Source organism: Hydrogenivirga sp., from assembly GCF_056450045.1.
The window spans coordinates 1-11,560 of sequence record NZ_JBWONM010000044.1; the positions used below are offsets into that span (position 1 = coordinate 1).

Genomic DNA, 11,560 nt, shown 5'->3' on the forward strand with positions numbered 1-11,560 from the left:
GGGAGAAGGACGCTCATGACTATCAGTCCCACTATGGCTCCTATTATCAGGATGGAGAGGGGCTCAATGAGCCTGACCCAGAGGTTTATTACCCTGAGAGCCTCCCTTCGGTAAAGGTCAGCGACGAGGCTCAGCATCTTCTCAAGCTCCCCACCGCTCTCTCCCGTCTCAACGAGGTTGAGGAATAGGGGAGGGAATAGCTCAGACTTCTTCAGAACCCAGGAAAGGGACCTTCCCCTCTCTATCTCTTCCGCAAGTTCTCCAAGGCGCTCTCTCATGTAGGTGTTGGATATACTGCCCACAGCTATCCTGAAGGCGCTCGTTATTGGAACAGCGGACAGGAGCGTCATATAGAGGGTGTAGGCAAAGCGCGATAGATTGAAGTAGAAGCTCACCTTCCCTACGAGGGGTATCCTGAGCAAGAACCTGTCAAGCCTTTCCCTTCCAAAGAGCCTTTCCCTGTAAAGGAAGGCAAGTACAAGGAGGGGTGACAGATAGAGGGCGTAGGTCAGGAGCTCTGAGAGGAGAATGACCGCCTTGGTGATAAGGGGAAGCTCTCTCCCAAAGCCTGTAAGTACGGAGGCTATCTTCGGCACCACAAACTTTATGGCTACAAAGAGGGCAAAGAGGCTGAAGGCTATAACAACGGATGGGTAGGTTATGGCGCTGATTATCCGTGACTTCATGTCTGCAACGGTTTCAAGGTGCTTCCCGGCTATCTCAAAGATCCTCTCCAAGTTCTCTCCCGTCTGAGCCGCGGTCAGCATCTCTGAAAGGAACTGAGGGAAGATTCCGCTCCTTCTGAAAGCCGTCGCAAGGCTCTCTCCCCTCTCAACGTCCTCCTTTATCTGAAGGAGAGCCGAAGATATCCTGCTGTCCTCGGTTTGGGAAGAGACGAGCTCAAGAGACCTCGCCAGAGGTATGCCTGACTCTAAGAGAACGGAGAGCTGGAGCAGTATGAAGGAGAGCTCTTCTTCGGAGGGCTTCCTTATGTAGAGCTCCCTCTTCCAGAAGGGTCTCCTCTCAGAGACCGGTTCTATGGATAGGGGACGTATGCCTTCGGAGCGAAGCCTCAGGAGCGCTTCCTTCCTGCTCTGAGCCTCAACCTCCCCCCTGACCTTCCTGCCATTCTTCAATCCTTCGTATAGGAAGCTTGCCATCAGTAGAGCCTCTTGTAAACCACCTTGCCGCTGCTTCTATCGTAAACGACCACGAGGCTCGTTTCAACATCCCCCGTTTTCACGGTGATGGTGATCCTGAAGTAGGTACTCTTAACGTCAACAACGTCCTTTATCCTGTGGAGGATATCAAAGCTCATCCCCTCAACGAGGATAAGGTCATTGAGGTTTTTGAAGGGCTTCGTGCTCCTGTACTCAATTATCCTGTCCGCAAGGCTCCCATCTATGCGGGGGTCAAGAGCCATAAGCACATACTTCGGAGCTGTGTTTACGTTTATCTTTCCCGAGGAGTGGACGGTCACAAGGCTGAGAAGCCCCGGGTAGCTCACATCTCCCACAGTCCTCCCGTAGAGCTCTTCCCTGCTCATGCCTATGTAGGAGAGCTCCTGTACGGAGTCAAGGGGGGCTCCCTTTATGGGAAATCTCGTTTCAAAGCTTCCTGACTTATTCCCCTCCCATATAAGGAGCCTTTCCACGTAGCCGGGGCTTATATCAAGGAGGGTGAGGAGCCTCTCAAAGATGGCTCTGTAAAGGTCGCTCTTTCCCACGTAGTTTAGGTTGTAGAACCTGTCCTCGTCGTAGATGTTTATCTCAAGCCTTCCCCTCTCGGTCTCAACCACGAAGGGGAGAGCCCAGGGGTCTGTGAGGGTATCTATGGAAGAGTCCTCTCTCTTGAGCTGGAGGAGAACGTAGGGAAGGATTGAAATGAGGGCGTGGTAGGACTGCTGTTTGAGGTAAACCCTCTCAACGTAGCTTGAGGCTGTGGAGGAAGACTGGAGGGCGTCAACAACGTAACCTGCAAGTATGAGGAAGAAGGAAAGGACGAGGGCTACGAGCACCTCTCAGCCGGCGACCTCCCATTCGGTTATGAGCTGATTTCCCCTCCTGAAGTGGGAGCGAAGCCTCAAGTGTAGTATGTCCTTGAGCTTCTTGAATCCCTCACCGCCGACTAGAGTGGGAACGTTCTCGCCACCAACTATGACTGGAAGGTGGATGAGCCTTATCTCATTTACAGCCCTGCGCCTGACGAACTCCCAGTTTATGGATGAGCCACCCTCAACCATGAGGGTCTTTATACCCATATCGTAGAGCTTGGGCAGGAGGAGGTCAAAGTCAACGAGCTCATCTCCCGCAAATATCACCTGAGCGCCCTTCTCCTTTATCTTCTCCACCCTCTCTTTGGGTGCCCTCTCGGTAGTAGCTATTATGGTCGGTGCCTCCTCAGTGTTCAGGACGTTGGAGTCCAAGGGCACGTTGGCTGTTGAGCAGGGTATGACCCTCGTGGGGTTCTTGCCCTTGACGTACCTGACGGTGAGGCTCGGGTTATCGGTTCTCACCGTCTCACAGCCCACCATTATGCCGTCCACCTTCGCCCTTATCTCGTGAAGGTATCTGTAAGCCTCCTTGTCCATGAGGCTCATGAGCTCCTTTGAAGAGGCTCCCCTGTAGAGGGTCAGCTTTCCGTCTATGCTCACCTCCGAGACTATGATCACGTAGGGTCTCTTTTCCATCACTCGTACTCCCTTCCGTAGTGTTTGTATAGGTATATAACCCTGAGCAGCAGGGATGCGAGGCTCAGGAGGGCGATTATCTTTATCCCGAAGTTGAGTCCCAGAGGGAAGTGCGCCCTCTCAAGGAGGGAGAAGAGTATAAGGGCTAAAAAGGTCTCGGGTCTTCCGAAGAAGCCCACCCCCTCAAGGGGGTCCTTTATCTTACCCTTAACCCTGGCGGAGTACCCTATCTCTGCATAGGCGACGGGCTTTATGAAGGAGTGGAGCATTGATACAGTAACAGCGGTAACCGCTACAAAGGGTGACGCGTAGGCAAAGCCGACAGCTCCGAGAACGAAGCCATCAACCCACTTGTCCGCAATCCAGTCAAAAACCGCACCGAACTTCGTTGTCCTCTCCGTCTCCCGGGCAACGACTCCGTCTATCAGGTCAAAGAGTCCTGAGAGGACGAGGAAGCCGACCGCTGTTAAGACCTTTTCGTGGTAGAAGAAGTAGGCTGATACCGTTCCCAAGAACAGGGATATGAGGGTTACAAGGTTTGGGTGAATACCCGTTCTCGCCACCGCAAGACCTAAGGGGACGTAAAGCTTCTTGAGGTTATCCCTCTTGCTGGTCAGGTTCATTTAAGCTCCTTCCCCGTTATCCAGGGCATCATCTTCCTGAGTTCCTCGCCAACCTTCTCTATGAGGTGCTCCCTGTCCCTCTCAAGGAGGGCGTTGTAAACGGGTCTTCCAGCCTTGTTCTCTAAGACCCACTCCCTTGCGAACTCACCCCTCTGTATCTCAAGGAGTATCTTTTCCATCAGGGGCTTGACCGCCTCGTATATCCTGTCTCCCCTCGTCACGTCCCCGTACTTGGCTGTGTCGGAGATGGAGTACCTCATGCCGGCTATGCCGTACTGATAGATCAGGTCAACTATGAGCTTGAGCTCGTGGAGGCACTCAAAGTAGGCTACCTCCGGCTGGTAGCCAGCCTCAACGAGGGTCTCAAAGCCAGCTTTTATGAGGGCTGTGACCCCACCGCAGAGGACCGACTGCTCACCGAAGAGGTCCGTCTCGGTCTCCTCCTTGACGGTCGTCTCTATAACACCCGCACGGGGGGCTCCAAGACCCTTCGCGTAGGCGAGAGCCTTGTCAAGGCAGGTCCCGGAGGCGTCCTGATATATAGCTACGAGAGCCGGGACTCCCTTTCCCTCCTCGTACATCCACCTAACGAGGTGACCGGGTCCCTTAGGAGCAACCATGAAGACGTCCACATCCTTTGGAGGGACTATCTGTCTGAAGTGGATGTTGAAGCCGTGGGCGAAGGCAAGGGTCTTCGTAGAATCAAGGTTCGGCTCAACGCACTCCCTGTAGAGGTCGGGCTGAACGGTGTCGGGGACGAGGAACATTATCACGTCCGCCACCTTCGCAGCTTCGGAGGGAAGGAGAACCTCAAAGCCGTCGGACTTTGCCTTCTCCCTTGACCTGCTCTTCTCATGAAGTCCTATTACGACCTCCACACCGCTATCCCTGAGGTTGAGGGCGTGGGCATGTCCCTGACTTCCGTATCCGAGTATGGCTACCTTTTTGTCCTTTAAGGGTTCAAGGGTTGCATCGCTGTCGTAGTATATCTTAGCCATTCCTTACCTCCAGAGTGTTTCTATCAGAATTATACAGCAGAACCTCTGTAGTTATTTCGTTGGACAGGAGCATGTACTCTTCCTTTATTCCCATAAGGTTTCCCCTCACCTCAAAGAGGTCTCTGAGATGTTCAGGTATGAGGTAACTCTCCGAGAGCTCAAGACCCCACTTGAGGCGAAGCTTCAGCATCAGAGCCTCCTCAAAGACATCCCTCTCGCTGAGCCTGACCTCCTTGGCAACGGGCTTTTTATTCGTCAGGACGGCTTCGCCGTAAGATTTTAAGACCTTCGTGTTCCCGTAACGGACCATCCCAAAGTAACCCCAGGCGGAGAGTCCAAGACCGAGGAACTCCTCCCCTTTCCAGTAAACGAGGTTGTGCCTGCACTCCTTCCCCGGCAGGCTCCAGTTGGATATCTCATACCTCTCATATCCCAGAGCCTTGAGTCCCCTCCAGAGCCTTTCATAAACCTCAGCGAGCTCCTCTTCCTGGGGCTGTTTCAACCTCCCAGAGAGGAGGGCAAAACCCATGGGAGTCCCCTCGTAGGGCGTGAGCAGGTAGGCGGAGATGTGCTCAGGTTTCAACCTCTCTATAACCTCAAGCTCAAGCTCAACATCTTCGGGCTTCTGTCCAGGGTAGCCGTAGATGAGGTCAAGGTTTATGTTACTAAAACCTGCATCCCTTGCCTCTGAGAAGGCTCTTACCGTATCCTCGGGAGTGTGCCTCCTGCCCAAGGCTGAGAGACCCTTACGGGTAAAGCTCTGGGCGCCTATGCTGAGGCGGTTCACCCCGTAGCCCAGGAGCCTCTTGAACTCAGCGTAGCGGTAGGTTTCGGGATTGCACTCAACGCTTACCTCCTCAAGGGAGGAGAGCTCAAAGATGGAGGAAAGACCTTCCAAGAGCCCGCCTATCTCTTCAGGACTCAGGAGGGTGGGAGTTCCACCACCGAGGTAAAGGGTCCTCAGGGAGGCTTCAACGTCCCTGTAGAGCTTTGCCTCCCTCACAAGGAGGCTGAGGTAGTCCGATGGGGAGATGGGAGCGTCAACGAGGGAGGTAAAGTCACAGTAAGGACACTTGTAAGAGCAGAAGGGTATGTGGATATAAATAGCCTTAACCATCACTCATAATTTACTTCCCTCGGAAGGGTTGGCAGGCTCCCCTTAAACTCCCTGTATATGCTCATAAGCAGTCCAACCATCAGGCTGAAGGTGAGCATGGAGCTTCCACCGAAGCTGACGAAGGGGAGAGGTATTCCCACAATGGGAAAGAGACCGAGGGTCATGAGTATGTTCACCGCATATTGGAAGAATAGGAGGGAGAAGGCTCCTGCTACAAAGAGGGTCTCTGAGGCGGTTAGGGTCTGCCTGAGATAGCTAAGGAGCCTGAGCAAGAATAAGAAGATGAAGAGCAGCAAAAAGAAGGTTCCCAAGAATCCCAGCTCCTCACCTATGACCGAAAAGACGAAATCGGTGTGGGCTTCTGGGAGGAAGAGGAGCTGAGACTGGGTTCCCTTTAAAAGACCCTTGCCCGTTAAACCTCCCGAGCCTATAGCTATAACGGACTGGATGAGCTGGTATCCGCTTCCAAGGTAATCGCTGTAGGGGTCAATGACCGCAAGTATCCTCTTCCTCTGATATTCCTTCAGGAAACCCCATAGGATGGGTGAGGAGAGCAGAAACCCGAGGGCGGTGAGGACAAAGTACCTCAACCTGACGCCCCTAACGTAGAGCATTACCATCAGAGGAACGAAGTAGGTTGCGGCTGTTCCGAGGTCCGGCTGTTTGAGGGTAACTACCGCAGGTATTGAGAAGGCAAAGAGCAGAAGGAGAACCTTCCTGTCCCTTAACCCTCTTATGTGGGGAAGTAGATAGGCGGACAGCAGAAGGAGGGAGAGCTTCATGAACTCTGAAGGCTGAATATTTATAAAGCCGAGGCTCAGCCACCTCCTCGCCCCGTAAACCTCCCTTCCCATCACTAAGACGAGGACAAGGAGGAAGAGGTTGAAGAGGTAGAGGTAAAGGGATAAGTCAAGGACGTTCCTGAACTTCTCCCGTGAGAGGAAAAGTATTATCGTCCAGCTGAGAAGCAGGTACAGGAGGTGCTTCTTAAAGAGTATGGGCATTCCCTCGCTTGAGGAAGCGCTGTAGACCCCGAGGAGACCAAAGAGCTGAATCCCCAAGAGAGGCACAAGAAGAAGCCAGTCTAAGCTTTTAAGCTCCCCCAGAAATCGCATTTATAACCCTTATGTTATCATCCTCGGTAACGTAGTCCTCCTCGGAGATAACCTCCCCGTTCTTTACAACAAGGGAAGAGAGGGGCGAAAGCCCCATCTTCTTAAGGAGCTCCTTCGCCTTGATCTTCTTCTCGGGTATCTCTATCTCCCTGCCTCTGTAAAGGACCTTTATGGGCATCTGCTCGTATCAGATTGTACCTCATCAATGGCATCAAGAAAAGCCTCAAAGGGACCCATGTTCCTCATGGCAACCCATTTTGGTCCTTTGAACTTCAGCCTTCCAAACATCATAGCCCTCATAGGTCCGTACTCCTTCCTGCCCATCTCAAGCCACCTCTTGGTGTCCGCATACATGAGGAAGTCGTTATCCGTCCTCTCATCCTTCTTTGGTCCGCCGTAAACGCAGACAGCCTTTCCGTTTTCGTTCTTTATGGTCAGCTGGACCATCTTATCCTTCCCGCAGTCCCTGCGGTATAAAAAGAGCCTCCTCTCAGGGACCTCGTTCCAGGCGCCGTTTTTCCCGAGCTCGTTTACTAAGGTCGGGGTGTTGTTCCAGACCTCGCAGAAGGCTTTTGCCCACTCGCCGTCCATGAAGACGGGCTGAGCCAGTGAGACTCCTCCAAGGAGAGCTATTCCAAGCAGTGTCCTCTTCATACTTCCACCTCCCTTTTGGGTATCACTACTATTTAAATTCCTGGGATGTTCTCTCTGGATAAGAATTTTTAATGACTTAAAAAGGCTTAAAAATATGCTAATAAGCTAATCTTCGTCCAAGACAGCTCCTCCCTCAAGGGTGAAGAAGGGCTCCTCGTAGGAGGAGTAGTAGTAGGGCGTATAGGCAACGAACTCCCCTGCGCAGGTATCAACCCCCTTGAAGGAAGGTCTTATACCCTCCTTAAGCCTGATAGACCTGACCTCATCCTCGGATGTATTCCTGAGCTTTGCTATCTCGTTGTCTGAGTAACCCATACCCTTCGCCTCCCTCATCAGCTCGGGTGTGAGCTCCTCCTTCCTGAGCCTCTCCTCAAGCTCAACTATCTGGAGGATGTTGAAGAGAAACCACCGGTCTATCTTCGTGTACTCGTATACCTCATCCGCGGTGTATCCCCTCCTGAAAGCCTCCGCTATGTACCAGAGTCTATCCTCATTGGGGGTTCTGAGGTTCCTGACAAGGTCCTGGTCGCTGACCTCCATCTTTGGGAAAGACAGACCGTACCTGTCAAGCTCAAGGCTCCTCACAGCCTTAAGGAGGGATTCCTTGAAGGTCCTCCCGATGGCCATCACTTCCCCCACCGACTTCATCATGGTGGTCAGGGTTGTGTCCGCTCCGGGGACCTTCTTAAAGTCAAATCTCGGTATCTTGACCACAACGTAGTCAATGGTCGGTTCAAAGGAGGCGGGCGTGAACTTGGTTATATCGTTCTTGAGCTCATCAAGGGTGTAGCCTACCGCCAGCTTTGCCGCCACCTTCGCTATCGGAAAGCCTGTAGCCTTGGAAGCCAAGGCTGAAGACCTTGAAACCCTCGGGTTCATCTCTATTACGTAGAAGTCTCCGTCCTCAGGACTGACGGCGAACTGAATGTTTGAACCTCCTGTATCAACCCCTATCTCCCTTATGACCGCTATTGAGGCATCCCTCAGCACTTGATACTCCTTGTCAGTCAGGGTCTGGGCGGGTGCAACTGTTATGGAATCACCGGTGTGGACACCCATAGGGTCAAAGTTCTCAATGGAGCAGACGATGATAACGTTGTCCGCCTTGTCCCTTATCACCTCAAACTCAAACTCCTTCCAGCCTATAAGGGACTTGTCAATGAGAACCTGATGTATGGGTGAGGTCTGGAGGGCTGTATCCAGCTTTTGCTTGAACTCCTCAATGTTGTAAGCAATTGATCCTCCGGTACCTCCCAAGGTGAAGGCTGGTCTGAGTATCACGGGAAAGCCTATCTCCTCCACAGCCTTCAAGCCTTCCTCTTCGGAAGAGACCACCGCACTTTCGGGGACCTTCAAACCTATGTTGGACATAGCCCTCTTGAAAAGCTCCCTGTCCTCCCCCTTCTTGATAGCCTCGTAGTTAGCCCCTATCATCTCAACACCGTATCGCTCAAGTATCCCCTCCTCGTAGAGCTTGACCGACAGGTTGAGAGCTGTCTGACCCCCTAAGGTGGGAAGGAGGGCATCGGGTCTTTCCCTCTTTATGACCTCCTCAAGGATCTCTACCGTCAGGGGTTCAACGTAGGTGCTGTCGGCTATCTCGGGGTCCGTCATTATTGTGGCTGGGTTTGAGTTTACAAGCACCACCCTGTAACCTTCCTGCTTTAAAGCCTTACAGGCTTGAGTTCCCGAGTAATCAAATTCGGCAGCCTGACCTATGACGATGGGACCGGAGCCTATTATCAGTATCTTCTCTATGTCCCTTCTCTTTGGCATTAAAGATGATATTATAGTAAACGATAGAACTTACATAGGAGGGAATGGTATGAAGAAGATTAGGGTTCTGCTCCCCGTCCTCGGAATAGGTGCCATAGCTCTTCTCGGTTCTTCCTGTGCATCCAAGTCTGAGGTTGATGCCCTCAGGCAGGAGGTTGAAGCCCTTAAGAAGGAAACCGAGCAGGTAAAGAAGGAGACGGAAGAGGTAAAGAAGGAAGCTCAAGAGGTAAAGGCTATGGCGGAGGAGATAAACAAGAAGCTTGAGCAGGGTGAGTGAGCAGGAGGTAATGGAATGAGAAGAGGGATAATCGCGCTTCTTCCCTTGGTCGGTCTATCGGCGGCTTTCATAGTTAACCAGTCCTGTGCCACCAAGTCCGCCCTTGAAGAGGTTGATAAAGAACTTGAAGCTCCCAAAAAGAACATTGAAGAGGCAAAGAACAACCTGAAGGAGTCAAGGGGACTTCTCAGTGAAGCTAGACGCCTCCTTGAGAGTGCCAAACAGAAGATAGCCGAAAGGGAGAAGGCAAAGGAAGAGGCTCCACCTCCGGTAGTTGAGGCAGTTCAGGAGGAAGCTCCTGCTCCTGAAGAAGAGTACGGGGAGGTAACCGTCGGCTGGTGCGATACCCTATGGGACATATCCGCGAGGATATACGGGAGCTCCCTCTACTGGCCCTCAATATACAACCTCAACAGGGAGAAGATAGGCTCCGACCCCTGGATACTCGCCCAGGGATGGGTCCTCAAGTACAAGACAGAGCTGACTGATGAGGAGAAGAGAGAGGCTGTAAAGGAAGCCCTTGAGTGGGACCTAAAGTTCAAGGACAGACCGAGGTCACCCAAGTGTCCTCCTATGAAGTGATCACTCCCACTCAATGGTAGAAGGGGGTTTGGAGGATATGTCGTAAACGACCCTTCCTACCCCCCGCACCTCGTTTATTATCCTCCTCATGACGTGGTCAAGGAAGTCGGGAGGAAACCTGTACCAGTCTGCGGTCATGCCATCGGTGCTCTCAACAGCCCTCAGGGCTATGACCTTCTCGTAGGTTCTCACATCTCCCATGACCCCAACGGACCTTATGGGTAGCAGGACGGCGAAAGCCTGCCACACCCTGTTGTAAAAGCCCTGCCTCTTGAGCTCCTCAATGAAGATGGCGTCAGCTCTCCTGAGTATGTTCAGGTCCTCCTCGTTAACCTCTCCTATTATCCTTATGGCGAGTCCTGGACCCGGGAAGGGGTGCCTGCCAAGTATCTCCTCAGGTATTCCCAGGAGCCTCCCTATCTGGCGCACCTCGTCCTTGAAGAGCTCTCTGAAGGGCTCTAAGAGCTTGAGGTGCATCCTCTCGGGCAGTCCTCCCACGTTGTGGTGGGTCTTTATCTTCGCAGAGCCCTTTATGCCCGCGCTCTCAACCACGTCCGGGTAGAGGGTTCCCTGGAGCAGGAACTCAGCCCCCTCAACCTTCTTAGCCTCCTCCTCAAACACCTCTATGAAGGTATTTCCCACTATCCTTCTCTTCTCCTCGGGATCCTCAACACCCTTGAGCCTTGTCAGAAACAGCTTACTCGCATCAATTACCTGAAGGGGGAGTCCGAGGGAGCGAAGGTAGGACTCAACCTCCTCCCTCTCACCAAGTCTAAGGAGCCCGTGGTCTATGAAGAAGCAGTGGAGCCTATCGCCTATAGCCCTGTGGACGAGGACAGAGGCAACCGTTGAGTCAACCCCTCCGGAGAGGGCTGCTATCACGTGGGCGTCCCCTACGGTCTTTCTTATCTCCACGAGCTTCTCAGATATGAAATCTCCCATCTCCCAGTTTCTCTGGGCTCGACATATCCCGTAGATGAAGTTAGCTAGAAGCTCCTTCCCGTAGGCTGTGTGAACAACCTCTGGATGGAACTGAAAGCCGTAGAACTTCCTACTTCTATCCGCTATCACCGCGTGGGGAGAGTTGTCGGAGACCGCCAAGGTCTCAAAGCCCGGGGGCAGTAGGGAAACCTTATCCGCATGGCTCATCCAGACATCAAACTCATCGGGAATACCCTCAAAGATGGGGTCCCTCTTCACTATCCTGAGCCGGGCTCTACCGTACTCCTGATGGTCCGACTTCTCAACCTTGCCTCCGAGCTGGTGGGCTAAGACCTGAAGCCCGTAGCATATGCCGAGGATGGGAAGCCCGAGCTCGTAAATCTCCGGGGGTGGAAGGGGTGCATCCTCCGTGTATACGGAAGCAGGTCCTCCAGAGAATATAAAGCCGTAAGGCTCCTTCTCAAGGAGCTCTTCAAGGGGTGTATCCCAGTGAACTATCTCACTGTAAACCCCGAGCTCCCTCACCCGGCGGGCTATCAGCTGAACATACTGGGAGCCGAAGTTGACAACGAGAACAGGTCTCTTACGCATAAGTTTATTATTTTAACCTCTTCCAGAGGATGTAAGAGGGGGGCAGTTTGGGAACCTTTGTCCTGCAGGCTCTGTACCCGAGCTCCTTCTCCCACCTTTCAGATATCCTCTCCCCCTTCATAACGAAGACGTACTCCTTAGAGAGAGATTCAAGTATGGGATAGATATCCTCAAACTCTCCCATCGCTCTGGAAAG

At 52.7% G+C, this 11,560-nt stretch carries 13 protein-coding genes and 1 pseudogene; 2 read left to right on the forward strand and 12 right to left on the reverse strand.

The window, feature by feature from the left end:
- The 10 genes from AC1HCM_RS01680 to carB form a co-directional block, all read right to left on the reverse strand.
- On the reverse strand, nt 1-1,160 hold a 1,160-nt coding region (locus AC1HCM_RS01680; RefSeq protein ID WP_479460044.1), incomplete at its 3' end, for a type II secretion system F family protein.
- Entirely contained in the window at nt 1,160-2,017 is an 858-nt protein-coding gene (locus AC1HCM_RS01685) for a type II secretion system minor pseudopilin (protein ID WP_479460045.1), read from the reverse strand. The genes AC1HCM_RS01680 and AC1HCM_RS01685, both read right to left, overlap by 1 nt.
- Before the next feature lie 3 nt (nt 2,018-2,020).
- Entirely contained in the window at nt 2,021-2,689 is a 669-nt protein-coding gene (locus AC1HCM_RS01690) for a dihydrofolate reductase family protein (RefSeq protein WP_479460046.1), read from the reverse strand.
- On the reverse strand, nt 2,689-3,312 hold the full coding sequence (locus tag AC1HCM_RS01695; protein ID WP_479460047.1) for a CDP-alcohol phosphatidyltransferase family protein: 624 nt from the start codon (nt 3,310-3,312) through the stop codon (nt 2,689-2,691). The genes AC1HCM_RS01690 and AC1HCM_RS01695 overlap by 1 nt, the downstream gene beginning before the upstream one ends.
- Nucleotides 3,309-4,310 carry a ketol-acid reductoisomerase gene (ilvC, locus tag AC1HCM_RS01700; protein ID WP_479460048.1) on the reverse strand — a complete coding sequence of 334 codons (1,002 nt, stop codon included), beginning with the start codon at nt 4,308-4,310 and terminating at the stop codon, nt 3,309-3,311. Before ilvC ends, AC1HCM_RS01695 begins: the two co-directional genes overlap by 4 nt.
- On the reverse strand, nt 4,303-5,427 hold the full coding sequence (gene hemW / locus AC1HCM_RS01705; protein ID WP_479460049.1) for a radical SAM family heme chaperone HemW: 1,125 nt from the start codon (nt 5,425-5,427) through the stop codon (nt 4,303-4,305). The genes ilvC and hemW overlap by 8 nt, the downstream gene beginning before the upstream one ends.
- Nucleotides 5,427-6,542 (reverse strand): rod shape-determining protein RodA, encoded by a 1,116-nt coding sequence (gene rodA / locus AC1HCM_RS01710; RefSeq protein WP_479460050.1) that lies wholly within the window; start codon nt 6,540-6,542, stop codon nt 5,427-5,429. Before rodA ends, hemW begins: the two co-directional genes overlap by 1 nt.
- The gene (locus tag AC1HCM_RS01715) at nt 6,520-6,720 is read right to left on the reverse strand and encodes a MoaD/ThiS family protein (RefSeq protein ID WP_479460051.1); all 201 of its coding nucleotides are present in this window, start codon (nt 6,718-6,720) and stop codon (nt 6,520-6,522) included. The genes rodA and AC1HCM_RS01715 overlap by 23 nt, the downstream gene beginning before the upstream one ends.
- Nucleotides 6,711-7,196: an SCP2 sterol-binding domain-containing protein gene (locus AC1HCM_RS01720; protein ID WP_479460052.1), complete on the reverse strand. Its 486-nt coding sequence runs from the start codon at nt 7,194-7,196 to the stop codon at nt 6,711-6,713. Before AC1HCM_RS01720 ends, AC1HCM_RS01715 begins: the two co-directional genes overlap by 10 nt.
- A gap of 105 nt (nt 7,197-7,301) precedes the next feature.
- Nucleotides 7,302-8,972, reverse strand: coding sequence for a carbamoyl-phosphate synthase large subunit (carB, locus tag AC1HCM_RS01725; RefSeq protein WP_479460053.1), 1,671 nt, complete (start codon nt 8,970-8,972; stop codon nt 7,302-7,304).
- Nucleotides 8,973-9,021: 49 nt separating this feature from the next.
- Between carB and AC1HCM_RS01730 the strand changes: the two genes are divergently transcribed.
- Both AC1HCM_RS01730 and AC1HCM_RS01735 read left to right on the forward strand, forming a co-directional pair.
- A complete protein-coding gene (locus AC1HCM_RS01730; protein ID WP_479460054.1) occupies nt 9,022-9,249 on the forward strand; it encodes a hypothetical protein in 228 nt (75 codons plus the stop codon).
- A 15-nt stretch (nt 9,250-9,264) separates the two neighbouring features.
- Nucleotides 9,265-9,831, forward strand: a complete 567-nt coding sequence (locus AC1HCM_RS01735) for a LysM peptidoglycan-binding domain-containing protein (protein WP_479460055.1) — start codon at nt 9,265-9,267, stop codon at nt 9,829-9,831.
- Here the strand turns inward: AC1HCM_RS01735 and guaA are convergent, their stop codons facing one another.
- A complete protein-coding gene (gene guaA / locus AC1HCM_RS01740; protein WP_479460056.1) occupies nt 9,832-11,364 on the reverse strand; it encodes a glutamine-hydrolyzing GMP synthase in 1,533 nt (510 codons plus the stop codon).
- 7 nt (nt 11,365-11,371) lie between these two features.
- Nucleotides 11,372-11,560 (reverse strand): annotated as a pseudogene (locus AC1HCM_RS01745) (16S rRNA (guanine(527)-N(7))-methyltransferase RsmG); the annotation flags it as partial.